This window comes from Brachybacterium zhongshanense (assembly GCF_055385755.1).
On the sequence record NZ_AP043790.1, the window covers coordinates 466,683 to 491,697 of the forward strand.

Below are 25,015 nucleotides of genomic sequence, written 5' to 3' on the forward strand. Positions count from 1 at the left end.
CTGAACCGCTCTCGCCATGACGCGCAGCTGGCTGGGGCGGGTTCTCGATAGCCGCGGTGCTCTGACGAGAGCCATCTGACCGGCTGGGGTGAGGCGCGAAGGGGTCGGGGGAGATCTCCGGAGCACTGCAGACGAGCGGACGCCCTGACGACTGGTGCGTCGTCAGGGCGCCATGACGATCGGGTGCTGGGATCTCCAGGGAGCGCCCGCAGCGCGGAGAGCCCCGCGAGGACCGTCGGGCTCCCGGGGAAGAACCGCTGAGGGATCAGCGGGCGGGCCGCTCGGGGTCCTCGGGCTCCGTCGGGTTCGGGCTCGGAGAGCTCGATCCGGGGGTGCGGCCGTACGGGTAGGGATCCGCAGGGCCGGATCCGCTCGACGGTGCCGACGGAGCTGACGGTGCCGACGGAGCAGGCGCAGCAGAGGCATCGTGGGGACCGGATGCGCTCGTCTGCTCGGCAGGCGCAGGCGCCGGCTGGCCATAGGTGGGACGCCGGGAGGACGGGCTCGGTGAGGCTGCCGGAGGTGCAGGCTGTGCAGGCTGGCCGTAGGTGGGGCGACCTGCGCTCGGCGAGCCTCCCGGATACGCGACCCCAGCCTGGCCAGGGCTCTGAGGTGCCCCGCCCGGGTAGCCGACGGGCGCCGAGGGTGCAGAGGGCGCCCCCGGGCCATGGGAGAACGGAGCGCCAGCCCCGGTGCGACCGAAGGAGGCACCGGTCTCGGTGAGGATCCTCCGAGCCTCCTGGGCGTGGCTGTGCTCGACCATCAGCTCGTACTGCATGGGGATCGTCGCAGTCATCGAGGTGAAGTCCCGCTTCCCTCCGGTCATCGCGTAGCCGATCACCGACCAGACGGTGAAGAACACGATGCCCATGAGGATGCTCGTGATGATCACGGCGATGCTGCCACCGGGGGAGAGCATCATGAGGATCAGCCCGATGAAGAGCCCCATCCAGATGCCCGAGAGCGCCCCCTGGCCGATGACACGTCCCCAGGTCTTGCGTCCCGTCACGCGCTCGATGAGCTTGAGGTCGGTGCCGACGATCATCGTGTTCTGCACGGGGAACTGGTTGTCCGCGAGAGCGTCGACCACGGCCTGCACCTCGGCGTAGGTGCTGTAGACGCCGAGAGAGCGCGGATACTCCAGGTCGTACAGCCTCGCGGTGAGGGGGGAGTTCTGCTGATGCGGTGCGGTCATACAGGAAGACTAGGCCAGTCGGCCGCTATTCAGCAGGGAAGCGCCTGAGTCCAGCCCGTGCGTCGGCCTGTGATCTCGGCAGGCCGCAGATCGTGCGCGATCGTGCTCGGCAATCCTCTCAGGCAGTCATGTTCGTGCCCGAAACGTGACGGTCGGAGGCGTTGTTCCGGGTGTGCGGACGTCGTCGTCGTCCTAGAGTGATCGCAGGGTCGATGGCGACCCTGCGCATATCGTGCGTCGATCTTTCAACGCAGAAAGTGGAGACGATGAGCAACAGCATCGAGGACATGACACCGCTCGAGCGGCTCGGAGCATCGCGCCGCAGCTTCCTGACCATCGCAGGCGCCGGGCTCGGCGCGTCCGCGCTCACTGCGTGCGCCGGAGGCGGTGGAGGATCCGACGACTCGTCGTCGGACGGCGGAGGCTCGATCACCGGCGCGGAGGTCAGTGATGACAACCCGCTGGGGGTGGACGGCGGCCTCCCGATCGAGGCCGTCATCTTCGACGGCGGCTACGGCGACCAGTACGCCCTCGACGCCGGCGACAAGTACCAGGAGATCTATCCCGACGCCGACGTGGACGTCCACTCGACCGTCAACATCCAGCCCGATCTCCAGCCGCGCTTCGCCGGCGGGACGCCGCCCGATCTGTTCGACAACTCCGGAGCGCAGAAGCTGGCCATCGACGGTCTGGTCCCTCAGCTCGCTGATCTCGGTGATCTGCTGGCAGCTCCCATGCTCGACGGGGACGGGACGATCGAGGAGAACCTCCTGCCGGGTGTCACATCGCCGGGCATGTTCAGCGGCACCTTCCTGGGCATGAACTACGTCTACACCGTGTTCGCGCTGTGGTACTCGGCATCGGAGTTCCAGGAGAAGGGCTGGAGCGTGCCGGAGACCTGGGACGACCTCATGGCGCTCGGGGAGACCGTCAAGGGGGAGGGGAGGCACCTCTTCTCCTACGGCGGACAGAACGCCTCGAACTATTACCAGGAGATGGCTCTCTCCATGGCGGCCAAGCTCGGAGGCGCCGAGGTGCTGGCGGCGATCGACCGGCTCGAGGAGGGGGCCTTCTCGCAGGACGCCGTCGTCGCGGCCTACGACGCGATGGGCGAGGCCGTCGAGGCGGGGTACTTCGAGCCGGGAGGCGAGGGCATCAAGCACACCGATGCCCAGACCAACTGGGTCCAGGGCAAGTCGGTGCTGTACCCCTCCGGCTCCTGGATCGAGAACGAGCAGGCCGACGTCACCCCCGAGGGCTATGACATGACGGGAGCCCCTGTGCCCTCGCTGCCCGATGGTGCGCTGCCCCACGAGGCGATCCACGGGACCGCCGCTGAGCAGTACTTCGTACCGTCCGGCGGGAACAATCCGGCGGGCGGCGCCGAGTTCCTCCGCATCATGCTCTCGAAGGAGCAGGCGGCCAACTTCGCGGAGCTGACCAAGGCGCCCTCGGTGGTCAAGGACACCGTCCCGGACGACGGATTCGGATCGACAGCGCTGGCCTCGGTGAACGCCATGATCAGCGCTGCGGGGGACAGCACCTTCACCTACAACTTCTCGGACTGGTACGGGCTGGGCTCGGACTCGATCACCAGCTGGACCAGCTTCCTCAAGGGCGATATCGATGCGGCCACGCTGCGTGAGCAGGAGCAGGCGATGATCGACAAGGTCCGCGAGGACGACTCCATCACGAAGTTCGAGGTCGATTCGTGATCGATCCCGGCGCACTCGGCGCCGGGGGAGCGATGACGGCGCGCGTCCCCCGGGGCGGGCGCCGTCGCCGCCGTCGGCCGCCGACCCTCGAGAGGATGCTCTTCATCCTGCTCTTCCTGGGGCTTCCTCTCGCGGTCTATCTGATGTTCGTGGTCTCCCCTTTCCTCCAGTCGTTCTACTACTCGTTGACGAACTGGTCCGGGCTGAGCCCGTCGATGGACTTCATCGGCCTGGAGAACTACCGGAGGATCTTCGCGGACGACGTCTTCTGGCTGGCGCTGCGGAACAACCTGGTGCTCCTGATCGTGCTGCCCGTCGTGACCATCGCCCTCGCCTTCGCGCTCGCGGTCATGGTCACCATCGGAGGGGACACCCGCGGCGGTGTGCGCGGGGTGCGCGGAGCAAGCTTCTACCGCGTGGTCAGCTTCTTCCCCTACGCGGTTCCGGCCGTCATCACCGGCATCCTGTTCAACTTCGTCTACCACCCTGGCGGCGGGCTCCTGAACGGGTTCCTGAACATCGGCGTCGGCGCGGTCAATGCTGTGACGAGACTGCTCGGCGCGGGGGACGTGCTGGCGCCGGTCAGCATCGCCTGGCTGGGAGATCAGCGGTTCGCCCTCGCGGCGATCATGTTCGCGATCATCTGGACGTTCGTCGGCTTCTACATGGTGCTCTTCGTCGCGGCCATCGCGTCGATCCCGCGGGAGGTCCTCGAAGCGGCACGCATCGACGGAGCCGGACGCCTGCGCACCGCGGTCCAGATCGTCGCACCGATGGTGCGCGACAGCGTCTCCACAGCTCTGGTGTACATGGGCATCTTCGCGCTGGACGCCTTCACCTTCGTCTCGGTGATGACGCCCAACGGCGGCACCGCCAACAGCACCAAGGTCGTCTCCCTGCATCTCTATCAGACCGCATTCCGCGATGGCGACTTCGGCGAGGCCACCGCCATGGGCGTGGTCATGGCAGCGGTGACGATGGTCGTCGCGGTCATCGTCATCGGCGCATCGCGGGCGGGGAGGGAGGGCCGATGAGCACGTCCAGCGCAGCGACGACGGGTCGGATCCCGACGGCCCGCGGACCGAGGCGGGTCGGCTTCTCGGCGCTGCACCACGTGATCCTGGCGGCATGGGCGCTGATCGTGATCCTGCCGCTGCTGTGGACCGTCTACACCTCGCTGAAGACCTCCCAGGAGATCCTCACCGACCCGTTCGGCCTGCCAGCGAGCCTCCAATGGGAGAACTACTCGCTGGCCTGGTCCGAGGCGCGTATCGGGCAGTACTTCCTCAACACCGTGCTCGTCGTCGGGATCGCGCTTGCGGTGGTCATGCTGCTGGGTGCGATGTGCGCCTATGTGCTCGCCCGATTCCCCTTCCCCGGGAACCGGGTCGTGTACTACGGGATGGTCGCGGGTCTGACCTTCCCGATCTTCCTCGCGGTCGTCCCGCTGTTCTTCGTGCTGCGGAACATGGGGCTGCTCGAGGGGCGCTTCGGACTGGTGGGCGTGATCCTCGCCTACGTCGCCTTCGCCCTGCCGTTCACCGTGTTCTTCCTCCATGCCTTCTTCACGGGGCTGCCGGAGGAGATCGCCGAGGCCGCAGCGATCGACGGGGCCGGGGACTTCCGCACCTTCTTCCAGATCATGCTGCCGATGGCGCGACCGGGACTGGTGTCGGTCGCGATCTTCAACTTCCTCGGGCTCTGGAACCAGTACATGCTCCCGCTGGTCCTGAACACCGACAGGCGCAACTATGTGCTCGCGCAGGGGCTCGTCAACCTGCAGGCGCAGCAGGGGTACAAGGTCGAGTGGGGCGCGATGTTCGCCTCCGTGGTGATCACCGTGATCCCGGTCCTGGTGGTGTACGTGATCTTCCAGCGGCAGCTGCAGGCCGGCGTCGGACCCAGCACCGACAAGTGATGGCTGGGTACGGCGTCCGCCGCGCGTGTTCGGGGCCGGGGACCCGTTCTGGGCGAGGCCCATGTTGTCGTAGGCGTCTGCCGCGCGTGTTCGGGGCCGGGCCGCTGCGGACGCGGCGCGCCGCGGATCGGAGTAGTATCGGACGGCTCGTCCCGGACCATCCGGGCGTGCCGCTCGATCTGCCGACGATCCATCGTGCCCTCGTCGCCGCCGGGCATCCTGTGACGGGGTGCACCTGGGGGTGGCCTTGTGGGCGCGGTGTGCTCTCTGGCAGACTGTTCGAGTTGTCTGCGCGGGCCGACATGCCCGGTTCCGTTCTCCGAGGGTTCCCCCACGGCGAATGATCACCGGATGAGGTCCGTCCCCAGGATGCGAACGACGCCATCGCGTCGACCGCGCATCGCCAGGAGGGAAAGGCGCAGACGCAGCCGATATCCGGCGGTCCCGGGCTGGGCTCATGCAGCCTCTCGAGGCCGACACGCCCGACCTCGGGTACCGGGGAGAGGCTGCATCCATGACAGACGAAGAAGAGAGACAGGACGCCATGGCGGGACAGAAGATCCGCATCCGGCTCAAGTCGTACGACCACGAGGTGATCGACAGCTCGGCGCGCAAGATCGTCGACACGGTCACCTCCGCTGGTGCGACGGTCGTGGGCCCGGTGCCGCTGCCGACCGAGAAGAACGTGTTCTGCGTGATCCGTTCTCCCCACAAGTACAAGGACTCCCGCGAGCATTTCGAGATGCGCACGCACAAGCGACTGATCGACATCGTCGATCCCACGCCCAAGGCCGTGGACTCGCTCATGCGTCTCGACCTGCCGGCGGACGTCAACATCGAGATCAAGCTCTGAGGCAGGTCGGAATGAGCAACGAACTGACGGGACAGCGTGCCCGCGCCGTGTCCGGCGTGCTCGGCACCAAGCTCGGCATGACCCAGGTGTGGGACGAGAACGGCAAGCTCGTCCCCGTGACCGTGGTCCAGGCCGGTCCGAACGTCGTCACCCAGATCCGGTCCGTCGAGGCCGACGGGTACGACGCGATCCAGATCGCCTACGGGCAGATCGACCCCCGCAAGGTGTCCAAGCCCCTCAAGGGCCACTTCGAGAAGGCCGGCGTGACCCCGCGCCGTCACCTCGTCGAGCTGCGCACCATCAACGCTGCGGAGTACACCCTCGGCCAGGAGATCGACGCCTCGGTCTTCGAGGCGGGCCAGAAGGTCGACGTCGTCGGCACGTCCAAGGGCAAGGGCACTGCGGGCGTCATGAAGCGCCATGGCTTCGCCGGCGTCTCCGCCTCCCACGGCGCGCACCGCAATCACCGCAAGCCGGGCTCCATCGGCGGCGCCTCGACCCCTGGACGCGTGTTCAAGGGTCTGCGCATGGCCGGCCGCATGGGCAACGCTCGCACCAGTGTCCAGAACCTGACCGTTCACGCGGTCGACGTCGAGAAGGGCCTCGTGCTCGTCAAGGGTGCCGTCCCCGGCCCCAAGGGCGGCATCGTCCTGGTCCGCTCGGCCGTCAAGAGCCCCGCGAAGGAGGCCTGAGCCCGATGGCAGAGAACCTGACCGTCGACGTGCTCGATCCGGCCGGCAAGAAGGCCGGCACCGTCGAGCTTCCTGCGTCGATCTTCGACGTCCAGACGAACGTCCCCCTGATCCACCAGGTGGTCGTGGCCCAGCAGGCCGCCGCTCGTCAGGGCACCCACAAGGCCAAGAGCCGCGGCGAGGTCCGCGGCGGCGGAAAGAAGCCCTACAAGCAGAAGGGCACCGGCCGCGCCCGCCAGGGCTCGCTGCGCGCCCCGCAGTTCGCCGGCGGTGGCGTGGTCCACGGCCCGGTGCCGCGCGACTACAGCCAGCGCACGCCCAAGAAGATGAAGGCCGCCGCACTTCGCGGTGCGCTCTCCGACCGCGCCCGCAACGGCCGTGTGCACGTCGTCTCCGCCCTGCTCGCAGGCGAGGCCGCGTCCACCAAGGCCGCGAAGGCCACCCTGGCGAAGGTCTCCGACCGCCGCCACGTCCTCGTGGTGCTGCACCGCGACGACGACCTGGGTGCGCTGAGCACGCGCAACCTGGCCACCACGCACGTCCTGTACGCGGACCAGCTGAACACCTACGACGTCATGCTCTCCGACGACGTGGTCTTCACCTCCGCCGCCCTCGAGGACTTCGTGGCGACCGCGACCCTGTCGCTCCCGACCTCCGGCTTCGCCAAGGCGAAGGCCGCTGCCGCCGCTCCGGCCGCCGCGGTCGAGGAGGGCCCCTTCGGTGCGGGCTCCGCGGCCCCCCTGGCCGACGGCTCCGCTCCCGAGGGCTTCACGATCAAGGGCAACAAGGGCTCGATGAAGTTCCACACGGAGGACTCCCCGTGGTACGGCCGCACCAAGGCCGAGGTCTGGTTCGCGAACGCGGAGGCCGCCAAGGCCGCCGGTTTCGTGAACGCGGTCAAGGAGTCCGCCGACAAGGCTGACGAGGAGAAGTCGAAGTGACCGCGCTGAACAAGGATCCCCGCGACGTCCTGCTGGCCCCGGTCGTCTCCGAGAAGAGCTACGGGCTGATGGACGAGGGCAAGTACACCTTCCTGGTGGCTGCCGACGCCAACAAGACCGAGATCAAGATCGCCGTCGAGAAGATCTTCGACGTCAAGGTCTCCTCGGTGAACACGATCAACCGTCAGGGCAAGACGCGTCGTACGCGCTTCGGCACCGGCAAGCGCAAGGACACCAAGCGCGCCATCGTCACCCTGACCGACGGAGCCATCGACATCTTCGGAGGGTCGGTCGCCTGAGCGCGATCGATATCCGAGGAGCCGAAGAGAGTCTGAGGGAAACCCACCATGGGAATTCGCAAGCACAAGCCGACCACGCCGGGCCGTCGCGGCTCGAGCGTCGCCGACTTCGTCGAGATCACCCGCGACACGCCTGAGAAGTCGCTGGTCCGTCCGCTGTCCAAGACCGGCGGTCGCAACAACAACGGTCGCATCACATCCCGTCACCGGGGCGGCGGCCACAAGCGCGCCTACCGCGTGATCGACTTCCGTCGTCACGACAAGGACGGCGTGAACGCCAAGGTCGCTCACATCGAGTACGACCCCAACCGCACCGCGCGCATCGCTCTGCTGCACTACGCGGACGGCGAGAAGCGCTACATCCTCGCCCCCGCCAAGCTGCGTCAGGGCGACTGGATCGAGAACGGCCCGGACGCGGACATCAAGCCCGGCAACAACCTGCCTCTGCGGAACATCCCGCTGGGCACGGTCATCCATGCGATCGAGCTCCGCCCCGGCGGCGGCGCGAAGATCGCTCGCAGCGCCGGCGCGTCGGTCCAGCTGGTCGCCAAGGAGGGCCGCTTCGCGCAGCTGCGCATGCCCTCCGGCGAGATCCGCAACGTCGATGCCCGCTGCCGCGCCACCATCGGCGAGGTCGGCAACGCCGAGCAGTCGAACATCAACTGGGGCAAGGCCGGCCGCAACCGCTGGAAGGGCAAGCGCCCGCACGTCCGCGGCGTGGTCATGAACCCGGTCGACCATCCTCATGGCGGTGGCGAGGGCAAGACCTCCGGCGGCCGTCACCCGGTCTCGCCCTGGGGCAAGCCCGAGGGCCGCACCCGTCGTCCGGGCAAGGAGAGCGACAAGCTCATCGTGCGCCGTCGTCGGACCGGCAAGAAGCGCTGATAGGGAGATTCGGAAATGCCTCGCAGTATCGCCAAGGGCCCGTTCGTCGACGACCACCTGCAGAAGAAGGTGGACGCACAGAACGAGAAGGGCACCAAGAACCTGATCAAGACCTGGTCGCGTCGTTCGGTCATCACCCCGGACTTCCTCGGCCACACCTTCGCAGTGCACGACGGTCGCAAGCACGTCACGGTGTTCGTCACCGAGTCGATGGTCGGCCACAAGCTCGGCGAGTTCGCCCCGACGCGGACTTTCAAGGGCCACGAGAAGGACGACAAGAAGGGCCGCCGCCGCTGACCCCGGTCAGCAGCGCAGCACTTCTCGAACTCGAAGAGAAAGCAGGACAGCAATGGAAGCCAAGGCGCAGGTGCGGTACCTCCGCATGTCGCCCATGAAGGCTCGCCGCGTTGTGGACCTGATTCGTGGCAAGAGCACGGCCGAGGCCCTGGACACCCTGCGGTTCGCCCCGCAGGCCGCCAGCGAGCCCGTCCTCAAGCTCGTCCAGTCCGCGATCGCCAACGCGCGCGTCAAGGCAGATCAGGCGGGGGAGCGCTTCGATGAGCGCGAGCTCGTCGTCTCCGCCGCATACGTCGACGAGGGCCCGACCATGAAGCGGTTCCAGCCGCGTGCTCAGGGTCGTGCCTTCCAGATCAAGAAGCGCACCAGCCACGTCACCGTGGTGGTCGCTCCCGTGAACAAGTAAGGAGTCCCGAATGGGCCAGAAGGTCAATCCGAACGGGTTCCGCCTCGGGATCACCACGGAGCACAGCAGCCGGTGGTTCGCCGACTCCACCAAGGAGGGGCAGCGGTACCGCGACTACGTGAAGGAAGACGTCGCGATCCGCAAGCTCATGTCCGAGGGGCTCGAGCGCGCCGGCATCTCCAAGGTCGAGATCGAGCGCACCCGAGATCGCGTCCGCGTCGATCTCCACACCGCCCGCCCGGGCATCGTCATCGGGCGTCGCGGCGCGGAGGCCGAGCGTCTGCGCGGTGAGCTGGAGAAGCTCACCGGCAAGCAGATCCAGTTGAACATCCTCGAGGTCAAGAACCCCGAGGCCGATGCACAGCTGGTCGCACAGGGCATCGCCGAGCAGCTCGCCGCCCGCGTCTCCTTCCGCCGTGCGATGCGCAAGGGCATGCAGTCCGCGCAGCGCGCTGGCGCGAAGGGCATCCGAGTGGCCGTCTCCGGTCGCCTCGGCGGCGCCGAGATGAGCCGCAGCGAGTTCTACCGCGAAGGCCGTGTGCCGCTGCACACCCTCCGCGCGAACATCGACTACGGCTTCTACGAGGCCCGCACCGCCTTCGGCCGCATCGGCGTGAAGGTGTGGATCTACAAGGGCGACGTCACCGCCAAGGAGCTCGCGGCCCAGCAGGCCGCCTCGCAGGGTCCCCGCTCCGGTCGGGGCCCGCGTGCCGAGCGCCCGCGCGGTCGCCGCAACGAGCGCAACGCCAACGCCCGTCGTGAGTCCGCACCGGAGCAGACCGCTCCCGCGGCTCCCGCAGAGCAGGCGGCGCCCGCACAGCAGTCCGGAACGGAGGCCTGAGCGACATGCTGATCCCCCGCAGGACCAAGCACCGCAAGCAGCACCACCCGACCCGCAGCGGCATGGCCAAGGGCGGCACCGAGCTGGCATTCGGCGACTACGGCATCCAGGCGCTCGCGCCGGCCTACGTCACCAACCGCCAGATCGAGGCAGCTCGTATCGCCATGACGCGCTACATGAAGCGCGGCGGCAAGGTGTACATCAACATCTATCCCGACCGACCGCTCACCAAGAAGCCTGCCGAGGTCCGCATGGGCTCCGGCAAGGGCTCCGTGGAGTGGTGGGTCGCCAACATCAAGCCGGGACGGGTCATGTTCGAGATCGCCGGTGTCGACGAGGCTGTCGCACGTGAGGCACTGCGCCTCGCGATGCACAAGCTCCCCATGAAGTGCCGCATTCTGAGCCGAGAGGGTGGTGACATCTGATGGCAGCGACCAAGCTCACCGCCGATGAACTCGACAAGCTGGACGACGTCAAGCTTGCAGAGGAGCTGGCGAAGGCCAAGGACGAGCTGTTCAAGCTCCGTTTCCAGTCCGCCACCGGTCAGCTCGAGAGCTCCGGCCGCCTGCGGTCCGTGAAGAAGGACATCGCACGGATCTACACGATCCTGCGCGAGCGCGAGCTGGGCATCCGTCAGGCCCCCGGCTCCGCCGAGTGACCGCGAAGCGAGGAACTGAGAGATGAACGAGAACACCCCCGAGGTCAAGGACGGCGCCGAGGAGCGTCCGTACCGCAAGACCCTGCGCGGTTACGTGGTGTCCGACAAGATGGACAAGACCATCGTGGTCGAGGTCGAGGAGCGTGTGAAGCACGCCCTCTACGGCAAGGTCCTCACGAAGACCCACAAGTTCAAGGCCCACGACGAGGAGAACACCGCCGGCATCGGCGACCAGGTCCTCCTCATGGAGACCCGACCGCTGTCCGCGACCAAGCGGTGGCGTCTGGTCGAGGTCCTCGAGCGCGCCAAGTGATCCAGCCGCGGTCCCTGTGACCGCGTCAGGCATCTGACGAAGGGCCGCCCCACCCCTGCGGGGGAGGGGCGGCCCTTCGCGCGTCTCCGGGACCGGTGCACGGTTCCCCCGGTGGGGCCGCGGTGCTGCGGCGCTGCGGGCCTCGAGGCTGCGGGGCGCGGGGCTGAGGGGTGGCCTGGGCTGGGGATCGGCCCACCCCGTCGTGGACCGCCTGTGGTCGCGGACACTGGGTGTGATCTTTGTATACCCACTGGTCAGTATGCGTGTCGCTTGACATCCATGCAGGTCATGGCCTGACAACCAGTCGGAAACATGTAACAGTGTTGGGCCGTGCCCAGGAGCCGGGTGCATCTGTGCGACCCCTCGGGCCGTGCCGCATCGGGCTCGCGAGGCAGGAAGCGCCGCTCGTCGGCCCCTCGTGCACGCCGCCTGGCAAAGGCAGGTCCATGTCCTCATCCGAACCCAGCTCCAAGTCCGCTTCGCGCCGACCCCGTCGAGGGCGGCGCGCTCCCGAGCAGCCCCGCCTCGAGGTCGACGACGTCCTCGTGGTCAAAGGCAGACGGATGAGGACCGCCATCGGCGGCACCGTGGTCGGCAATGTCATGGAGTGGTTCGACTTCGGTGTCTACGGCTACATGGCCGTGATGCTCTCGCAGCTGTTCTTCCAGACGGGCAGCGACAGCCTCGACCTCATCCTGAGCCTGCTGGCCTTCGCGGTCAGCTTCCTGGTCCGGCCGCTCGGCGGCCTGGTCCTGGGCCCGCTCGGCGATCGCATCGGTCGGCAGAAGGTCCTCTTCTTCACCATGGCGATGATGGCCCTGGCGACCGCGCTGATCGGCCTGCTGCCGACCTTCGACGACATCGGGGTGTGGGCGGCGTTCCTGCTCTACGCGCTGAAGATGATCCAGGGCTTCTCCACCGGTGGTGAGTACGCGGGCGCGACGACCTACGTCTCGGAGTTCTCTCCGGACCGCAAGCGGGGCTTCTACTCCTCGCTGCTGGACGTCGGCTCGTACTTCGGCTTCGCGATGGGCGCCGGTGCCGTCGCGCTCACCCATCTGATCACCTCGCAGGTGTGGGGACCCGACGCGATGCTCGACTGGGGCTGGCGCGTGCCGTTCCTCCTGGCGATCCCGCTGGGTGCGGTCGCCATCTGGTTCCGCGCACGGATCCCGGAGACCCCCGCCTACGAGGCGACGGAGGCCGAGCAGGAGGCCGAGAGGATCTCCGACAGCGCTGTGGCGCCCGTCGGTCAGGGCGACGATTCGCTGCACGCCGTGAAGGGCCCCCGTGCGATCGTCAGGCATCACTGGCGGGAGCTGCTGATCGCCATCGCCATCGTCGCGGCGACCAACACCGCCGGGTATGCGCTGACCAGCTACATGCCCACCTACCTGGCGAGCGAGTTCGGCTTCGACGAGATGTCGAGCGCGGCGGCGACGATCCCCTCGCTGCTCATCCTGTGCGTGATGATCCCGTTCGTCGGCCTGCTGTCCGACAAGGTGGGACGCCGCACGATGTACTGGGCCGGTTCGCTGTCAGGAGTGCTCCTGCTGCTTCCCGCCTTCTGGCTCATGCACCAGAGCTCCTTCCTGGCGATCCAGGTCGCGATGGTGATCGTGGCGATCCCGGTCGCGCTGTTCATCGGACCGTCGGCCTCTGCGCTCCCGGCCCTGTTCCCGACCGCCGCGCGCTATGGCGCCATGGGCATCGCGTACAACGTGTCGGTCTCCCTGTTCGGGGGCACCACCCCGCTGATCTCGCAGACCCTCATCGAGGTCACAGGCAACAGCTACGCCCCTGCCCTGTGGATCATGGCGTTCGCCGTCATCGCCGGTGTCGCCGTGTTCTTCATGCGGGAGAGCGCGCAGCGCCCGCTCCTGGGATCCTTCCCGGCGGTCGAGAGCGTCGAGGAGGCCGAGGAGCTGGTCGCCACCCAGGACTCGAACCCGCTCATCAACACGTCGGAGATGCCGATCATCGTGCCGGATCAGCTGGCGCGGGAGATCGAGGACGCACTCGACGTGCCCGGCGCCGGCCTTCCGTCGGCCGACGCAGACGCGCAGAGCACGGCGGACACCGAGCGAAGCGTTCGCTGATCCGCCGCCGCGTCGGGCCGCGCGCGAGCTCCTGCTCGGGTGCGACCTGAGCGGAGGCGCCCACCGCTGAGGGAACGGCCCGTCATCCTCGGATGACGGGCCGTTCTTCGTGGAGCCGGTCCTCGAGCAGCCGAACCTCGAGCAGCCGAACCTCGAGCAGCCAATCCTCGGCGGACACGCTCGAATGGCGCTCATCGGCACGGAATCCGCACGCCGGCGGCGACCTTGCGCGACGGGCTCCGAGAACCCGGAGGCGCTGGGGCGCATCCGAGCGTGGGCCCTGGTCCGCTCAGCCCGCGGTGCGGTGGGCAGGGGAGCGCAGAGCGGTGAGCGTCACCAGCAGGGCCCCGGCCAGTGCGTCCTCGGCGCGGGGCGCGCGGATCTCGCGCCTCTCGCGGTCCGACGGGCCGGCTCCGTCGTCGGCTGCATCGTCTCCGGCCCCCTGGCCAGGGCTGTCGTCGAACGGAGGCTCCGACGAGGAGGGCAGGCTCAGCTCGACCGTGTATCCCTCCGGGTCTCGGCGGAGCGCCAGGAAGGAGTCGCCGATGGCCTCGCGCAGCTGGTCCTCCCTGGGTATCCAGACCGCCTCGTGCTGCTCGACGGAGTCGAGCGCCCATTCGGTGGTGCCGTTGAAGCGGAAGACGCGGCCGCCGGTGCGGCTGATCCCTCGCTCGACCACCATGGAGGAGAGCATGAAGGTCTCCTCCCGCATCTGCTCGTTGTCGATGGCGAAGAGATCGCCGTCGGCCGGTTCCCAGACCAGGCCGAGACGCTGGAGACGGAGGGCGACGTCGATGTCGATCATGCAGCGAGTCTACGACCCGCCGGGAGAGCAAGCTAACACCGTTCCCGTGGGTCCAGCGGGGTGACACGGGGCTGTGCCTCGGCGTAGCCTGGGGCGGTTGCCGGATTCCTGCCCTCATGCACCTCCGGGTGCCGAGGAACCAGTGGTCCGCGACAGGATCCGGGCCACCAGATCCGTCCTCGCCGGAGACCTCGCACGAGACAGCGAACGCCATGCGTTCCCCACGCTAGTGCCTGAGTCCGGCCGAGGGTTTTTTGGTGCCCGGCACCCGTCGGCGGTGATGTCCGGAGGTCCCGCTCGAGGGGCCGCCGGGAGGATCCGGGCAGTGGTCCACATTCTGTTCCGCAAGGCTCGGCCGGATCGCGCAGACGATCGGGAAGAGAACCGGCGAGACGATAGGAGAACGAGTGATTCAGCAGGAGTCGCGACTGAAGGTCGCCGACAACACGGGTGCCAAGGAGATTCTGTGCATCCGCGTTCTCGGTGGCTCCGGTCGCCGTTACGCCAGCATCGGGGACACCATCGTGGCGACCGTCAAGGACGCCATCCCCGGTGGCAACGTGAAGAAGGGCGACGTCGTCAAGGCCGTCGTCGTCCGCGCAACCAAGGAGCGTCGCCGCGCCGACGGCTCCTACATCCGCTTCGATGAGAACGCGGCGGTGATCCTCAAGAACGACGGCGAGCCCCGCGGCACCCGCATCTTCGGCCCGGTCGGCCGCGAGCTGCGCGACAAGCGGTTCATGAAGATCATCTCGCTGGCGCCGGAGGTGCTGTGATATGGCAAAGATGAAGATCAAGAAGGGTGATCTCGTCCAGGTCATCACGGGCCGCACGAGCGATGCCGACAAGGCCGCCGCGCGCGGTCTCGAGGCCGGCGACAAGGGCAAGCAGGGCCGCGTGCTCGAGGTCTTCCCCGACACCCAGCGCGTCCTCGTCGAGGGCGTGAACCGTCGCACCCACCACCTCAAGCCGAACCAGGCGGGCGGCGCGGGCGGCATCGAGCAGCGCGAGGCCCCGATCCACGTCTCGAACGTGGCTCTGGTCGACCCCGAGGACAACCGTCCCACCAAGGTCGGCTACCGCGTCGAGACCGTGGAGCTCGAGAACGGCCGCAGCAAGCAGGTTCGCGTGCGGTACGCCAAGCGTTCCGGGAAGGACATCTGATGTCGGAGACCACCGCCACCCAGGCGCCCACCCCGCGTCTGAAGACCACCTACCGCGAGACCATCAAGGGCCAGCTCACCGAGCAGTTCGGCTACGAGAACGTCATGCTGGTCCCGGGCCTGACCAAGATCGTCGTGAACATGGGCGTCGGCGACGCCGCTCGCGACTCGAAGGTCATCGACGGCGCCATCCGCGACCTCGAGGCCATCACCGGCCAGAAGCCGCAGGTCACCAAGGCCCGCAAGTCCATCGCCCAGTTCAAGCTGCGTGAGGGCATGCCGATCGGCGCGCACGTCACGCTGCGCGGCGACCGCATGTGGGAGTTCCTGGATCGTCTGCTGTCCACCGCGCTCCCGCGCATCCGCGACTTCCGCGGCCTGTCGCCGAAGCACTTCGACGGCAACGGCAACTACACCTTCGGTCTCACCGAGCAGGTCATGTTCCACGAGATCGACCAGGACAAGATCGACCGCGTCCGCGGCATGGACATCACGGTCGTGACCACCGCGAAGACCGACGACGAGGGACGCGCGCTGCTCAAGCTGCTCGGCTTCCCCTTCAAGGAGAACTGATATGGCGAAGACAGCCCTGATCAAGAAGTCGGAGCGCAAGCCCAAGTTCGCGGTGCGCGCCTACACCCGTTGCCAGCGGTGCGGCCGTCCGCACTCGGTGTACCGGAAGTTCGGGCTCTGCCGCGTGTGCCTGCGCGAGATGGCTCACCGCGGTGAGCTCCCGGGCGTCACGAAGAGCAGCTGGTAAGGACTATCGCCACAGGTCCTCTCGACGGTCTCGGACCGCTGGGGGAAACCAGGTGAGGAAGAAGCTACAGACATGACCATGACCGATCCGATCGCGGACATGCTCACGCGGATCCGTAACGCCTCCGGGGCGTACCACGAGACCGTGACCATGCCGTATTCGAAGCTGAAGAGCCGCATCGCGGACATCCTGAAGGCCGAGGGGTACATCCTCGGCTGGCGCGAGGAGGAGGCCGAGGTCGGCAAGAACCTCGTTCTCGAGCTCAAGTACTCCGACAGCCGTGAGCGCGCCATCTCCGGTGTGCGCCGCATCTCGAAGCCCGGCCTTCGCGTGTACGCCAAGTCCACCAACCTGCCCAAGGTCCTCGGCGGACTGGGCGTGGCGATCCTGTCCACGTCCTCCGGCCTTCTGACCGACAAGCAGGCAGCCAAGAAGGGTGTGGGTGGGGAAGTCCTCGCCTACATCTGGTGAGCGGGAGAGGAGCACCGATATGTCCCGCATCGGACGCCTGCCGGTCGCAGTGCCGGCCTCTGTCCAGAACGTCACCATCGAGGGCGACACCGTCACGGTGACCGGCCCCAAGGGCGAGCTCAAGCACGTCGTGCCGGCCCCCATCACCGTCGAGCGCGGTGAGGACGGCTCGATCGTGGTGAACCGTCCCGACGACGAGCGCGAGTCCAAGGCCCTGCACGGCCTGACCCGCACCCTCATCAACAACATGGTCCTCGGTGTCACCGAGGGCTACACCAAGAAGCTGGAGATCGTGGGCACGGGCTACCGTGTGACCGCGAAGGGCTCGGACCTCGAGTTCGCGCTCGGCTTCTCCCACCCGGTCGTGGTGAAGGCCCCTGCGGGCATCACCTTCGCGGTCGAGGCCCCGACCAAGTTCTCGGTCAACGGCATCGACAAGCAGCAGGTGGGCGAGGTCGCGGCGAACATCCGCAAGATCCGCAAGCCGGAGCCCTACAAGGGCAAGGGCGTGCGCTACGCGGACGAGACCGTGCTGCGCAAGGCCGGAAAGGCTGGTAAGTGACCATGGGTTACGCACTCAAGCACACCAAGGGCAAGGTCGGCAGCAAGCTGCGCTCGCGCGGCCGTCGTCACCTCCGCGTGCGCCGTCGCGTCGTCGGCACCGCTCAGCGGCCCCGCCTGGTCGTCACCCGCTCGCAGCGCCACGTGTTCGTCCAGGTCGTCGACGACTCCCTGGGCCGCACGCTGGCCTCCGCCTCGAGCATGGAGGCCGACGTGCGCGCCGCGTCCGCCACCAAGTCGGACAAGGCCCGTACGGTCGGCACCCTGGTGGCCGAGCGCGCCAAGGCCGCCGGCATCGAGGCCGTCGTGTTCGACCGCGGCGGCAACAAGTACCACGGCCGTGTGGCCGCCGTCGCCGACGGCGCCCGCGAGGCCGGCCTGGCACTGTGATCGCCCCACGGACACAGGACGAGAAGAGGATCTGAACATGGCTGCACAGCAGCGGAACAACGGTCCCGCGGCCTCCGGCCGACGGGGCGAGAACAGCAATCAGGAGCGAGGCGGCGAGCGCCGCGGCGGTCGTCGCGGCGAGGGCCGCGGCCGCAACCAGGAGCCGGAGAAGTCCGCGTTCCTCGAGCGCGTCGTGAGCATCAACCGCGTCTCCAAGGTCGTCAAGGGCGGCCGCCGCTTCTCCTTCACCGCCCTCGTGGTGGTGGGTGACGGCGACGGCACCGTCGGCGTCGGCTACGGCAAGGCCAAGGAGGTCCCTGCGGCGATCTCCAAGGGCGTCGAGGAGGCGAAGAAGAACTTCTTCCGCGTCCCGCGCGTCCAGGGCACCGTCGTGCACCCGGTCCAGGGCGAGGACGCGGCGGGCATCGTCCTGCTGCGCCCGGCCGCTCCCGGCACGGGCGTGATCGCGGGCGGTCCCGTCCGCGCCGTGCTCGAGTGCGCGGGCGTCCATGACGTCCTGTCGAAGTCGCTCGGGTCGACGAACCAGATCAACATCGTGCGGGCCACCATCGCGGCCCTGAAGCAGCTCGAGGAGCCGGAGGCCGTCGCGGCCCGTCGCGGCCTCCCCGTCGAGGACGTCGCTCCGGCGGCCCTGCTTCGCGCCCAGGCGGAGGGCCGCGCTGCGGCTCGAGCCGAGAAGGTGGGTGCATGATGCAGCTCAAGGTGACCCAGGTCCGTTCCGAAATCGGCGGCACCCAGACCCAGCGTGCGACCCTGCGCGGCCTCGGCCTCAAGCGCATCGGTCACACGGTGGTGAAGGAGGACCGCCCCGAGATCCGCGGCATGATCCGCGCCGTCACCCACCTGGTGACGGTCGAAGAGGTGGACTGATCCCTCATGACCGATAACAACAACGAGAGCCCGCTGAAGCTCCACGACCTGCGCCCCGCGCCCGGTGCCAAGACCGCGCGCACCCGCGTGGGCCGTGGTGAGGGCAGCAAGGGCAAGACCGCAGGACGCGGCACCAAGGGCACCAAGGCCCGCTACCAGGTGCCCGTCGGCTTCGAGGGCGGGCAGATGCCTCTGCACATGCGCCTTCCGAAGCTGCGCGGCTTCACCAACCCGTTCCGCGTCGAGTACCAGGTCGTGAACCTGTCGGCCCTGCAGGAGCTGTTCCCCGAGGGCGGCACTGTCACGGTCGAGGATCTCGTCGCCAAGGGCGCCGTGCGCAAGAACCAGCCCGTCAAGGTGCTGGGCAGCGGCGAGGTCAGCGTGAAGCTCGACGTCACCGCTCAGAAGTTCTCCGCCTCGGCGGAGCAGAAGATCACCGCGGCCGGTGGGTCCGTCACCGTCGCGTGAGTATCTTTTGACGGGGCACCGCGGCGCAGAATACTCTGTGCCGCGGTGCCCCGTCTCTGTGCATCGGGGCCGGTCCGATGGCCGCGCACAGGTCGCGGCGCCGGGACGGACCGCGACGTCCACGGCCTGTCCCCGGACCCCCAGGAGGGAATCTCGTGAACTCGTTCGTGCGCGCACTGCGCACTCCTGAACTGCGCTCGAAGATCTTCTTCACGCTCGGTCTGCTCGCGATCTACCGGTTGGGCGTCTTCATCCCCACCCCCGGGTTCGAGTACACCAACGTGATGATCTGCGCGGACCAGGCCGCGGCGGCCGGGGGGTCGAGCATCCTCGGCATGGTCAGCCTGTTCTCCGGCGGCGCTCTGCTGCAGCTGTCGATCTTCTCGCTGGGCGTGATGCCCTACATCACGGCATCGATCATCATCCAGCTGCTGCGCGTGGTGATCCCGCGCTTCGAGGCCCTCCACAAGGAAGGGCAGTCGGGCACGGCCAAGCTCACGCAGTACACGCGATACCTGACCATCGGCCTCGCGGTCCTGCAGTCGACCACGATCATCACGCTGGTGCGCTCAGGACAGTTCTTCACCGGCTGCAACCTCGAGCTGGTCCCGGACCAGTCCATCCCCGCCCTGCTCCTCATGGTCGTCACCATGACCGTCGGCTGCGTGCTCATCATGTGGATGGGCGAGGTCATCACCGAGCGCGGCATCGGCAACGGCATGTCTCTGCTGATCTTCACCTCGATCGCCGCCTCGTTCCCGAGCGCGCTCGGGCAGATCTTCCAGCTGCAGGGATGGATGACCTTCTCGCTGATCGTCCTGGTCGCGCTGGTCGTCATGATCGGCGTGGTCTTCGTCGAGCAGTCCCAGCGCCGCATCCCCGTCCAGTACGCGAAGCGCATGGTGGGCCGCCGCATGTACGGCGGCACGTCGACCTACATCCCGATCAAGGTCAACCAGGCCGGCGTGATCCCGGTGATCTTCGCGTCATCGATCCTCGCGCTGCCGCAGATGGCGGCATCCTTCGGGGATCCGAGCGCCGGCTGGGTGCAGTGGATCAACGCGCACCTGGTCATGGGCTTCAGCTTCTCCTGGATCTACGCGACCGTGTACGTCGCCCTGATCATCTTCTTCGCCTTCTTCTACACCTCGATCACCTTCAACGCGGAGGAGATCGCCGACAACATGAAGAAGTACGGCGGCTTCGTGCCGAACGTTCGCGCAGGGAAGCCCACCGAGCGCTACCTGCAGTACGTGATCAACCGGATCCAGACCCCTGGATCCATCTATCTCGCGGTGATCTCCCTGATCCCGCTCTTCGCCCTGGTCTACCTCGGGGCGTCCCAGAACTTCCCGCTCGGCGGCGCGTCGCTGCTGATCATCATCGGCGTCGGCCTCGACACGGTGAAGCAGATCGACGCGAAGCTGCAGCAGCACCACTACGAAGGGATCCTCCGGTGACCACCTCCACCGACCAGAACCTCGCCCGCCGTCTGCTGATCGTCGGCCCGCCCGGAGCCGGGAAGGGGACGCAGGCCGTGCGGATCGCCGAGTCGGTCGGCATCCCGGCGATCTCCACGGGCGACATCTTCCGCGCCAACGTCTCCCAGCAGACGGAGCTCGGCGTGCTGGCGAAGTCCTACATGGACAAGGGCGAGTACGTCCCGGACTCGGTCACGAACGACATGGTGCGTGATCGGCTCGGCGAGGACGACGCGAAGGACGGCTTCCTGCTGGACGGGTACCCGCGCACTCTCGCGCAGGTCGAGGCGCTCGACGGGGTGCTGGCGGATCTGGGCACCGGGCTCGATCGGGTGCTGCTTCTCGACGTCGAGCCCGAGATCGTGATCGCGCGCCTCATCGCCCGCGGGGCGGAGCAGGGACGCAGCGACGACAACGAGGAGACCATTCGCCGTCGCATCGAGGTCTACACCGAGCAGACCGCTCCGCTCATCGACGTCTACGAGGAGCGCGGCATCCTGCGCCGTGTGGATGGCACCGCCTCGATCGACGACGTCGCCGCCGCGCTTCAGGAGGCGCTCACCCTGTGAAGGGCATGCGCGAGCGGGTCGAGCTGAAGAGCCCCGAGCAGATCGCCGTGATGCGTCGCAGCGGCGCACTGCTCTCACGGGTGCACGACATGCTCGCCTCCGAGCTGCGACCGGGGATCACCACCGGACGCCTCGACGCGCTCGCGGAGGCGATGATCCGGGACGAGGGTGCGACCCCGAACTTCCTGGGGTACCACGGCTTCCCGGCCACTCTGTGCATCAGCGTCAACGAGGTCGTGGTCCACGGGATCCCGGGGGAGCAGGTCATCGACGAGGGTGATGTCGTCTCCATCGACGGCGGGTGCATCGTCGAGGGCTGGCACTCCGACGCCGCTCGCACCCACATCGTCGGTGCGCCGCGTCGTCAGGCCGACGTCGATCTCGTGCGCATCACCGAGGAGGCGCTCTGGGAGGGGATCGCCGCCCTCGACTCCGCGCAGCGCGTCGGCGAGATCGGGGCCGCGATCGAGGACTTCGTCGCGATCGAGGCCGGGGAGACGCTCTCGCATCTCGAGGACTTCGGCGGGCACGGCATCGGTACGTCCATGCACCAGCCTCCGGATGTGATGAACTACCGCACCCGCTCGAAAGGGCCGAAGATCAGGCCCGGAATGTGCCTGGCCATCGAGCCGATGCTGATCCAGGGGCCCGGCGACTGGTCGATGGACGACGACGAGTGGACCGTGCGGGCCACCGGCGGAGGGCGAGCAGCCCATGCCGAGCACTCCGTCGCGGTCACCGAGCAGGGGCTCCTCGTGCTCACTGCGGCCGACGGCGGAGCTGCCCGGCTCGCGGAGCGTGGCATCGCGACGGCTCCTGACCCGCTGGCGGCCTGAGAGGGCCGGCTCTCCGGTCCTGCGTCGGCCCCTCCCGGATGGGGGAGGCTGGTCGGTCATCCGCCGGCACGCACGGTCCGACTGCCGTGACCGGCGTCATCCTCCCTGGCCCTCGCCGTAGCAGGTGATGGCGTGTAGGCTGACTGATCGGGTGTGCTCCGCTTGCAGGCACGGGCTGTCGTCCGTTCCCGCCCCGTCCCACTTCATCGTCGTCCGCCGTCCCGGCGTCGACGGCGGCGTCGGTCGGTGCCCTGGAGCCTCGCCCCGGTGCTGCCGTGCCGTCCTCGGACGAACGGTGCGCACAGTCAACGATTGCGGAACTCAGCCGGCGGTGCGCCGCCGGCGAGAGATTGGGGAGGCATGGCCAAGAAGGACGGAGTGATCGAGGTCGAGGGCACGGTCACGGAGGCGCTCGCGAACGCGCGCTTCCGGGTCGAGCTCGACAACGGCCACAAGGTGCTCGCACACATCTCCGGGAAGATGCGCCAGCACTACATCCGCATCCTTCCCGAGGACCGCGTGGTCGTCGAGCTGAGCCCCTACGACCTCGACCGGGGTCGCATCGTCTACCGCTACAAGTGATAGTCCCGGGAGAAGGAAGACATGAAGGTCAAGCCGAGCGTCAAGCCGATCTGTGACAACTGCAAGGTGATCCGTCGCCACTCGCGCGTCATGGTGATCTGCTCGAACCCGCGTCACAAGCAGCGCCAGGGCTGAACGGGCTCGTCCCGTCAGCCGCGGCCCTGCCGTGACATCGCCGCAGGATGCGGCCGCCCCATGGGGCACCGCCCGCACAGCGGGCACCACAACAGAAGAGACGACATCACCGGCCTCGGCCGGTCACCCGCAGTCGGAGGCTGCGGCGTCCGCGGGAGCAGCCCGCGGCGGGATGTCGGCTCAGGCCTCCGCAACATGTAGGAGAACTGTACATGGCACGTCTGGTGGGAGTGGATCTTCCGCGCGAGAAGCGCCTCGAAGTCGCCCTGACGTACATCTTCGGCATCGGCCGCACGCGCGCCCTCGAGACCCTGGCTGCGACCGGGGTCGACGGCGACAAGCGCGTCCGGGACCTCAACGACGAGGAGCTCGTGAAGCTCCGCGATCACATCGAGGCGAACTACCAGCACGAGGGCGACCTGCGTCGTGAGGTCGCTGCGAACATCCGCCGCAAGGTCGAGATCGGCAGCTACGAGGGCCTGCGCCACCGCCGCGGCCTTCCCGTGCGCGGTCAGCGCACGAAGACCAACGCGCGCACCCGCAAGGGCCCGAAGCGCACCGTCGCGGGCAAGAAGAAGGCTCGCTGACCTTCCCCGTCGTCCGTCAGCAGCGGCCATGACGGCCTGCTGACCAGCACTCGCAGAGCGCCGACGAGGGATACGGCGCACCAGACCCCCACTCAAGGAGTTCGCCAGCATGGCATCCAAGACCCGCCAGGCCACGGCGCGCAAGCCGCGCCGCAAGGACAAGAAGAACGTCGTCAACGGCCAGGCTCACATCAAGAGCACCTTCAACAACACCATCGTGTCGATCACCGATCCGACCGGTGCTGTCATCTCCTGGGCCTCCGCCGGCCAGGTCGGCTTCAAGGGCTCGCGCAAGTCCACCCCCTACGCCGCGCAGATGGCCGCCGAGGCCGCAGCTCGCCGCGCGCAGGAGCACGGCCTGAAGAAGGTCGACGTCTTCGTCAAGGGACCGGGCTCCGGTCGCGAGACCGCGATCCGCTCGCTCACCGCGACCGGCCTCGAGGTCGGCTCCATCCAGGACGTCACCCCGCAGGCTCACAACGGCACCCGTCCGGCCAAGCGTCGCCGCGTCTGAGTCGTCGTCGGCCGGAGCACGGCTCTGCCGTGCGCTCCGGCCGACCCCGGTGAGCGGTCGCGCATCCGCGCGAGCGATCACCCCCTGGACACCCATCATCCTCAGGCCCACCGCCCCCTTCTGAGCGTCATATGGCGGACGCTCACGGAAAGGACTCACAGTGCTCATTGCACAGCGCCCCACGCTGACCGAAGAGGTCGTGTCCGAGTACCGCTCCCGGTTCGTCATCGAGCCGCTCGAGCCCGGCTTCGGCTACACGCTCGGGAACTCTCTGCGTCGGACCCTGCTCTCCTCCATCCCCGGCGCTGCGGTCACCTCGATCCGCATCGACGGCGTGCTGCACGAGTTCAGCACCGTCCCCGGGGTCAAGGAGGACGTCACCGAGATCATCCTGAACATCAAGAACCTCGTGGTCTCCTCGGAGAACGACGAGCCGGTCGTGATGTACCTGCGCAAGGATGACGAGGGCAAGGTGACCGCGGGGGACATCACTCCTCCTGCGGGCGTGGAGATCCACAACCCCGACCTGCACATCGCGACCCTGAACGACAAGGGCCGCCTGGAGATCGAGCTGATCGTCGAGCGCGGTCGCGGATACGTCTCCGCCGCGCAGAACAAGGGCGTGGACGGCGAGATCGGCCGCGTCCCGGTCGACTCGATCTACTCGCCCGTCCTCAAGGTCACCTACAAGGTCGAGGCCACCCGTGTCGAGCAGCGCACCGACTTCGACAAGCTGATCGTCGACGTCGAGACGAAGCCCGCGATCTCCCCGCGCGACGCCGTCGCCTCCGCAGGCAAGACCCTGGTCGAGCTGTTCGGACTGGCGCACGAGCTGAACCAGGAGGCCGAGGGCATCGACATCGGCCCGTCCCCGACGGACCAGGCCCTGGCCGCGGACCTGGCGCTGCCGATCAACGACCTCAACCTCACGGTGCGGTCGTACAACTGCCTGATGCGCGAGGGCGTCCACACCGTCGGCGAGCTGACTGCCCGCAGCGAGGCCGACCTGCTCGACATCCGCAACTTCGGTCAGAAGTCCATCGACGAGGTCAAGGCGAAGCTCGCCGAGCTCGGCCTGTCGCTGAAGGACTCCCCGGCCGGCTTCGACCCGTCGGCACTGGAGTCCTACTCCGACGACTTCGGCGACCAGTACTGACCTTCATCTGAACTAGGAGAACGACCATGCCTGCTCCCACCAAGGGCGCGCGCCTCGGCGGATCCCCCGCGCACGAGCGGATGATCATCGCCAACCTCGCCACCGAGCTGTTCCGCCACAAGGCGATCACCACCACCGAGACCAAGGCGAAGCGGCTGCGCCCCTACGCCGAGCGTCTCATCACGCAGGCCAAGAAGGGCGACCTGGCGTCGCGCCGTCAGGTCATGCGCACCATCCGTGACAAGGGCGTCGTCTACACGCTCTTCGAGGAGATCGCGCCGACCTTCTCGGAGCGTCCCGGCGGCTACACCCGCATCACCAAGATCGGCCCCCGCAAGGGTGACAACGCCCCCATGGCGGTCATCGAGCTGGTGCAGGAGGAGTACTCCCCGAAGCAGGCCGTCGTGAAGGAGGCCGAGGGCGCCGCGAAGAGCGCCGCCAAGGCCGACGACGCCGCTGAGGCTGTCGAGGAGACGACCGAGGCTCCGGCCGAGGAGACCGCTGAGTCCGAGAAGGCCTGATCCTCCGATCGGA

36 protein-coding genes are annotated in these 25,015 nt (G+C 68.0%); 34 read left to right on the forward strand and 2 right to left on the reverse strand.

Annotation, left to right across the window (positions count from 1 at the left end; all coding sequences use genetic code 11):
- Window positions 1–265 precede the first annotated feature (265 nt).
- Window positions 266–1,195 (reverse strand): YflT domain-containing protein, encoded by a 930-nt coding sequence (locus tag ACZ5AJ_RS01985; protein WP_464136647.1) that lies wholly within the window; start codon window positions 1,193–1,195, stop codon window positions 266–268.
- Window positions 1,196–1,461: 266 nt separating this feature from the next.
- Between ACZ5AJ_RS01985 and ngcE the strand changes: the two genes are divergently transcribed.
- The 15 genes from ngcE to ACZ5AJ_RS02060 all read left to right on the forward strand — a co-directional run bounded on the left by ngcE (window position 1,462) and on the right by ACZ5AJ_RS02060 (window position 13,112).
- Entirely contained in the window at window positions 1,462–2,910 is a 1,449-nt protein-coding gene (gene ngcE / locus ACZ5AJ_RS01990; RefSeq protein WP_464136648.1) for an N-acetylglucosamine/diacetylchitobiose ABC transporter substrate-binding protein, read from the forward strand.
- The gene (locus ACZ5AJ_RS01995; RefSeq protein ID WP_464136650.1) at window positions 2,907–3,944 is read left to right on the forward strand and encodes a carbohydrate ABC transporter permease; all 1,038 of its coding nucleotides are present in this window, start codon (window positions 2,907–2,909) and stop codon (window positions 3,942–3,944) included. Before ngcE ends, ACZ5AJ_RS01995 begins: the two co-directional genes overlap by 4 nt.
- Window positions 3,941–4,828 (forward strand): carbohydrate ABC transporter permease, encoded by an 888-nt coding sequence (locus tag ACZ5AJ_RS02000; protein WP_464136652.1) that lies wholly within the window; start codon window positions 3,941–3,943, stop codon window positions 4,826–4,828. The genes ACZ5AJ_RS01995 and ACZ5AJ_RS02000 overlap by 4 nt, the downstream gene beginning before the upstream one ends.
- Before the next feature lie 544 nt (window positions 4,829–5,372).
- A complete protein-coding gene (rpsJ, locus tag ACZ5AJ_RS02005; protein WP_015776378.1) occupies window positions 5,373–5,681 on the forward strand; it encodes a 30S ribosomal protein S10 in 309 nt (102 codons plus the stop codon).
- Window positions 5,682–5,692: 11 nt separating this feature from the next.
- A complete protein-coding gene (rplC, locus tag ACZ5AJ_RS02010; RefSeq protein WP_464136654.1) occupies window positions 5,693–6,373 on the forward strand; it encodes a 50S ribosomal protein L3 in 681 nt (226 codons plus the stop codon).
- Between the two features lie 5 nt (window positions 6,374–6,378).
- Window positions 6,379–7,314, forward strand: coding sequence for a 50S ribosomal protein L4, sunset domain variant (rplD, locus tag ACZ5AJ_RS02015; protein WP_464136655.1), 936 nt, complete (start codon window positions 6,379–6,381; stop codon window positions 7,312–7,314).
- Window positions 7,311–7,613 (forward strand): 50S ribosomal protein L23, encoded by a 303-nt coding sequence (gene rplW, locus ACZ5AJ_RS02020; RefSeq protein ID WP_464136657.1) that lies wholly within the window; start codon window positions 7,311–7,313, stop codon window positions 7,611–7,613. The genes rplD and rplW overlap by 4 nt, the downstream gene beginning before the upstream one ends.
- Window positions 7,614–7,661: 48 nt before the next feature.
- Window positions 7,662–8,498, forward strand: coding sequence for a 50S ribosomal protein L2 (gene rplB, locus ACZ5AJ_RS02025; RefSeq protein ID WP_464136659.1), 837 nt, complete (start codon window positions 7,662–7,664; stop codon window positions 8,496–8,498).
- 15 nt (window positions 8,499–8,513) lie between these two features.
- Entirely contained in the window at window positions 8,514–8,795 is a 282-nt protein-coding gene (gene rpsS / locus ACZ5AJ_RS02030; RefSeq protein WP_010532528.1) for a 30S ribosomal protein S19, read from the forward strand.
- A gap of 52 nt (window positions 8,796–8,847) precedes the next feature.
- The gene (gene rplV / locus ACZ5AJ_RS02035; protein WP_010532527.1) at window positions 8,848–9,201 is read left to right on the forward strand and encodes a 50S ribosomal protein L22; all 354 of its coding nucleotides are present in this window, start codon (window positions 8,848–8,850) and stop codon (window positions 9,199–9,201) included.
- A gap of 10 nt (window positions 9,202–9,211) precedes the next feature.
- On the forward strand, window positions 9,212–10,042 hold the full coding sequence (gene rpsC, locus ACZ5AJ_RS02040; RefSeq protein ID WP_464136662.1) for a 30S ribosomal protein S3: 831 nt from the start codon (window positions 9,212–9,214) through the stop codon (window positions 10,040–10,042).
- 5 nt (window positions 10,043–10,047) lie between these two features.
- Window positions 10,048–10,467 carry a 50S ribosomal protein L16 gene (gene rplP, locus ACZ5AJ_RS02045; RefSeq protein ID WP_464136664.1) on the forward strand — a complete coding sequence of 140 codons (420 nt, stop codon included), beginning with the start codon at window positions 10,048–10,050 and terminating at the stop codon, window positions 10,465–10,467.
- Window positions 10,467–10,700, forward strand: a complete 234-nt coding sequence (gene rpmC / locus ACZ5AJ_RS02050; RefSeq protein WP_114853752.1) for a 50S ribosomal protein L29 — start codon at window positions 10,467–10,469, stop codon at window positions 10,698–10,700. The genes rplP and rpmC overlap by 1 nt, the downstream gene beginning before the upstream one ends.
- Before the next feature lie 22 nt (window positions 10,701–10,722).
- Complete coding sequence (gene rpsQ, locus ACZ5AJ_RS02055; RefSeq protein ID WP_464136665.1) at window positions 10,723–11,013, forward strand: 30S ribosomal protein S17; 291 nt, start codon at window positions 10,723–10,725, stop codon at window positions 11,011–11,013.
- Between the two features lie 446 nt (window positions 11,014–11,459).
- Complete coding sequence (locus ACZ5AJ_RS02060; RefSeq protein WP_464136667.1) at window positions 11,460–13,112, forward strand: MFS transporter; 1,653 nt, start codon at window positions 11,460–11,462, stop codon at window positions 13,110–13,112.
- 289 nt (window positions 13,113–13,401) lie between these two features.
- Here ACZ5AJ_RS02060 and ACZ5AJ_RS02065 read toward each other — a convergent pair whose 3' ends face one another.
- Window positions 13,402–13,917, reverse strand: coding sequence for a hypothetical protein (locus ACZ5AJ_RS02065; RefSeq protein ID WP_464136669.1), 516 nt, complete (start codon window positions 13,915–13,917; stop codon window positions 13,402–13,404).
- A 407-nt stretch (window positions 13,918–14,324) separates the two neighbouring features.
- On the opposite strand from ACZ5AJ_RS02065, the gene rplN reads away from it, so the two are divergent.
- The 19 genes from rplN (at window position 14,325) to rplQ (ending at window position 25,002) form a co-directional block, all read left to right on the forward strand.
- Window positions 14,325–14,693, forward strand: a complete 369-nt coding sequence (gene rplN, locus ACZ5AJ_RS02070; protein WP_010532520.1) for a 50S ribosomal protein L14 — start codon at window positions 14,325–14,327, stop codon at window positions 14,691–14,693.
- 1 nt (window position 14,694) lies between these two features.
- Complete coding sequence (gene rplX / locus ACZ5AJ_RS02075) at window positions 14,695–15,081, forward strand: 50S ribosomal protein L24 (protein WP_464136671.1); 387 nt, start codon at window positions 14,695–14,697, stop codon at window positions 15,079–15,081.
- Window positions 15,081–15,653 (forward strand): 50S ribosomal protein L5, encoded by a 573-nt coding sequence (rplE, locus tag ACZ5AJ_RS02080; protein ID WP_464136673.1) that lies wholly within the window; start codon window positions 15,081–15,083, stop codon window positions 15,651–15,653. The genes rplX and rplE overlap by 1 nt, the downstream gene beginning before the upstream one ends.
- A 1-nt stretch (window position 15,654) precedes the next feature.
- Window positions 15,655–15,840 carry a type Z 30S ribosomal protein S14 gene (locus ACZ5AJ_RS02085; RefSeq protein ID WP_010550318.1) on the forward strand — a complete coding sequence of 62 codons (186 nt, stop codon included), beginning with the start codon at window positions 15,655–15,657 and terminating at the stop codon, window positions 15,838–15,840.
- 72 nt (window positions 15,841–15,912) lie between these two features.
- A complete protein-coding gene (gene rpsH / locus ACZ5AJ_RS02090; protein WP_464136675.1) occupies window positions 15,913–16,311 on the forward strand; it encodes a 30S ribosomal protein S8 in 399 nt (132 codons plus the stop codon).
- Window positions 16,312–16,330: 19 nt separating this feature from the next.
- Complete coding sequence (rplF, locus tag ACZ5AJ_RS02095; RefSeq protein ID WP_464136677.1) at window positions 16,331–16,873, forward strand: 50S ribosomal protein L6; 543 nt, start codon at window positions 16,331–16,333, stop codon at window positions 16,871–16,873.
- 2 nt (window positions 16,874–16,875) lie between these two features.
- Window positions 16,876–17,262 carry a 50S ribosomal protein L18 gene (gene rplR, locus ACZ5AJ_RS02100; protein WP_464136678.1) on the forward strand — a complete coding sequence of 129 codons (387 nt, stop codon included), beginning with the start codon at window positions 16,876–16,878 and terminating at the stop codon, window positions 17,260–17,262.
- Window positions 17,263–17,299: 37 nt separating this feature from the next.
- Window positions 17,300–17,974 (forward strand): 30S ribosomal protein S5, encoded by a 675-nt coding sequence (rpsE, locus tag ACZ5AJ_RS02105; protein ID WP_464136680.1) that lies wholly within the window; start codon window positions 17,300–17,302, stop codon window positions 17,972–17,974.
- The gene (rpmD, locus tag ACZ5AJ_RS02110; RefSeq protein WP_464136682.1) at window positions 17,971–18,153 is read left to right on the forward strand and encodes a 50S ribosomal protein L30; all 183 of its coding nucleotides are present in this window, start codon (window positions 17,971–17,973) and stop codon (window positions 18,151–18,153) included. The genes rpsE and rpmD overlap by 4 nt, the downstream gene beginning before the upstream one ends.
- A 6-nt stretch (window positions 18,154–18,159) precedes the next feature.
- Window positions 18,160–18,621 (forward strand): 50S ribosomal protein L15, encoded by a 462-nt coding sequence (gene rplO / locus ACZ5AJ_RS02115; RefSeq protein WP_464136684.1) that lies wholly within the window; start codon window positions 18,160–18,162, stop codon window positions 18,619–18,621.
- 155 nt (window positions 18,622–18,776) lie between these two features.
- Window positions 18,777–20,081, forward strand: coding sequence for a preprotein translocase subunit SecY (secY, locus tag ACZ5AJ_RS02120; RefSeq protein WP_464136686.1), 1,305 nt, complete (start codon window positions 18,777–18,779; stop codon window positions 20,079–20,081).
- Window positions 20,078–20,671, forward strand: coding sequence for an adenylate kinase (locus ACZ5AJ_RS02125; RefSeq protein ID WP_464136687.1), 594 nt, complete (start codon window positions 20,078–20,080; stop codon window positions 20,669–20,671). Before secY ends, ACZ5AJ_RS02125 begins: the two co-directional genes overlap by 4 nt.
- A gap of 5 nt (window positions 20,672–20,676) precedes the next feature.
- Window positions 20,677–21,507 carry a type I methionyl aminopeptidase gene (map, locus tag ACZ5AJ_RS02130; RefSeq protein ID WP_464138671.1) on the forward strand — a complete coding sequence of 277 codons (831 nt, stop codon included), beginning with the start codon at window positions 20,677–20,679 and terminating at the stop codon, window positions 21,505–21,507.
- A 360-nt stretch (window positions 21,508–21,867) separates the two neighbouring features.
- Window positions 21,868–22,089 carry a translation initiation factor IF-1 gene (gene infA / locus ACZ5AJ_RS02135; RefSeq protein ID WP_010532507.1) on the forward strand — a complete coding sequence of 74 codons (222 nt, stop codon included), beginning with the start codon at window positions 21,868–21,870 and terminating at the stop codon, window positions 22,087–22,089.
- A gap of 21 nt (window positions 22,090–22,110) precedes the next feature.
- Window positions 22,111–22,224 (forward strand): 50S ribosomal protein L36, encoded by a 114-nt coding sequence (rpmJ, locus tag ACZ5AJ_RS02140; protein WP_010532506.1) that lies wholly within the window; start codon window positions 22,111–22,113, stop codon window positions 22,222–22,224.
- Between the two features lie 212 nt (window positions 22,225–22,436).
- Window positions 22,437–22,811, forward strand: a complete 375-nt coding sequence (gene rpsM / locus ACZ5AJ_RS02145; protein ID WP_464136689.1) for a 30S ribosomal protein S13 — start codon at window positions 22,437–22,439, stop codon at window positions 22,809–22,811.
- Between the two features lie 109 nt (window positions 22,812–22,920).
- Window positions 22,921–23,325, forward strand: a complete 405-nt coding sequence (gene rpsK / locus ACZ5AJ_RS02150) for a 30S ribosomal protein S11 (protein ID WP_464136691.1) — start codon at window positions 22,921–22,923, stop codon at window positions 23,323–23,325.
- Between the two features lie 160 nt (window positions 23,326–23,485).
- A complete protein-coding gene (locus ACZ5AJ_RS02155; protein ID WP_464136692.1) occupies window positions 23,486–24,481 on the forward strand; it encodes a DNA-directed RNA polymerase subunit alpha in 996 nt (331 codons plus the stop codon).
- Between the two features lie 26 nt (window positions 24,482–24,507).
- Window positions 24,508–25,002, forward strand: coding sequence for a 50S ribosomal protein L17 (gene rplQ / locus ACZ5AJ_RS02160; RefSeq protein WP_464136694.1), 495 nt, complete (start codon window positions 24,508–24,510; stop codon window positions 25,000–25,002).
- Window positions 25,003–25,015: the final 13 nt, after the last annotated feature.

Excerpts from the sequence above, each read along its gene's own strand:
- ACZ5AJ_RS01985 (WP_464136647.1), bottom strand. The coding sequence starts at position 1,195 with ATGACCGCACCGCATCAGCAGAACTCCCCCCTCACCGCGAGGCTGTAC.
- rplE (WP_464136673.1), top strand. The coding sequence starts at position 15,081 with ATGTCGGAGACCACCGCCACCCAGGCGCCCACCCCGCGTCTGAAGACC.
- rplD (WP_464136655.1), top strand. The coding sequence starts at position 6,379 with ATGGCAGAGAACCTGACCGTCGACGTGCTCGATCCGGCCGGCAAGAAG.
- rpsH (WP_464136675.1), top strand. The coding sequence starts at position 15,913 with ATGACCATGACCGATCCGATCGCGGACATGCTCACGCGGATCCGTAAC.
- rplX (WP_464136671.1), top strand. The coding sequence starts at position 14,695 with ATGGCAAAGATGAAGATCAAGAAGGGTGATCTCGTCCAGGTCATCACG.
- rpmC (WP_114853752.1), top strand. The coding sequence starts at position 10,467 with ATGGCAGCGACCAAGCTCACCGCCGATGAACTCGACAAGCTGGACGAC.
- rpsS (WP_010532528.1), top strand. The coding sequence starts at position 8,514 with ATGCCTCGCAGTATCGCCAAGGGCCCGTTCGTCGACGACCACCTGCAG.
- ACZ5AJ_RS02065 (WP_464136669.1), bottom strand. The coding sequence starts at position 13,917 with ATGATCGACATCGACGTCGCCCTCCGTCTCCAGCGTCTCGGCCTGGTC.
- ACZ5AJ_RS02085 (WP_010550318.1), top strand. The coding sequence starts at position 15,655 with ATGGCGAAGACAGCCCTGATCAAGAAGTCGGAGCGCAAGCCCAAGTTC.
- rplP (WP_464136664.1), top strand. The coding sequence starts at position 10,048 with ATGCTGATCCCCCGCAGGACCAAGCACCGCAAGCAGCACCACCCGACC.
- rplC (WP_464136654.1), top strand. The coding sequence starts at position 5,693 with ATGAGCAACGAACTGACGGGACAGCGTGCCCGCGCCGTGTCCGGCGTG.
- rpsJ (WP_015776378.1), top strand. The coding sequence starts at position 5,373 with ATGGCGGGACAGAAGATCCGCATCCGGCTCAAGTCGTACGACCACGAG.
- rpsM (WP_464136689.1), top strand. The coding sequence starts at position 22,437 with ATGGCACGTCTGGTGGGAGTGGATCTTCCGCGCGAGAAGCGCCTCGAA.
- rpmD (WP_464136682.1), top strand. The coding sequence starts at position 17,971 with ATGATGCAGCTCAAGGTGACCCAGGTCCGTTCCGAAATCGGCGGCACC.
- ngcE (WP_464136648.1), top strand. The coding sequence starts at position 1,462 with ATGAGCAACAGCATCGAGGACATGACACCGCTCGAGCGGCTCGGAGCA.
- ACZ5AJ_RS02000 (WP_464136652.1), top strand. The coding sequence starts at position 3,941 with ATGAGCACGTCCAGCGCAGCGACGACGGGTCGGATCCCGACGGCCCGC.
- rplQ (WP_464136694.1), top strand. The coding sequence starts at position 24,508 with ATGCCTGCTCCCACCAAGGGCGCGCGCCTCGGCGGATCCCCCGCGCAC.
- rpsK (WP_464136691.1), top strand. The coding sequence starts at position 22,921 with ATGGCATCCAAGACCCGCCAGGCCACGGCGCGCAAGCCGCGCCGCAAG.
- rpsC (WP_464136662.1), top strand. The coding sequence starts at position 9,212 with ATGGGCCAGAAGGTCAATCCGAACGGGTTCCGCCTCGGGATCACCACG.
- rpmJ (WP_010532506.1), top strand. The coding sequence starts at position 22,111 with ATGAAGGTCAAGCCGAGCGTCAAGCCGATCTGTGACAACTGCAAGGTG.
- rplF (WP_464136677.1), top strand. The coding sequence starts at position 16,331 with ATGTCCCGCATCGGACGCCTGCCGGTCGCAGTGCCGGCCTCTGTCCAG.
- rplR (WP_464136678.1), top strand. The coding sequence starts at position 16,876 with ATGGGTTACGCACTCAAGCACACCAAGGGCAAGGTCGGCAGCAAGCTG.
- rpsE (WP_464136680.1), top strand. The coding sequence starts at position 17,300 with ATGGCTGCACAGCAGCGGAACAACGGTCCCGCGGCCTCCGGCCGACGG.
- infA (WP_010532507.1), top strand. The coding sequence starts at position 21,868 with ATGGCCAAGAAGGACGGAGTGATCGAGGTCGAGGGCACGGTCACGGAG.
- rplV (WP_010532527.1), top strand. The coding sequence starts at position 8,848 with ATGGAAGCCAAGGCGCAGGTGCGGTACCTCCGCATGTCGCCCATGAAG.
- ACZ5AJ_RS02060 (WP_464136667.1), top strand. The coding sequence starts at position 11,460 with ATGTCCTCATCCGAACCCAGCTCCAAGTCCGCTTCGCGCCGACCCCGT.
- map (WP_464138671.1), top strand. The coding sequence starts at position 20,677 with ATGCGCGAGCGGGTCGAGCTGAAGAGCCCCGAGCAGATCGCCGTGATG.
- rplO (WP_464136684.1), top strand. The coding sequence starts at position 18,160 with ATGACCGATAACAACAACGAGAGCCCGCTGAAGCTCCACGACCTGCGC.
- rplB (WP_464136659.1), top strand. The coding sequence starts at position 7,662 with ATGGGAATTCGCAAGCACAAGCCGACCACGCCGGGCCGTCGCGGCTCG.
- rpsQ (WP_464136665.1), top strand. The coding sequence starts at position 10,723 with ATGAACGAGAACACCCCCGAGGTCAAGGACGGCGCCGAGGAGCGTCCG.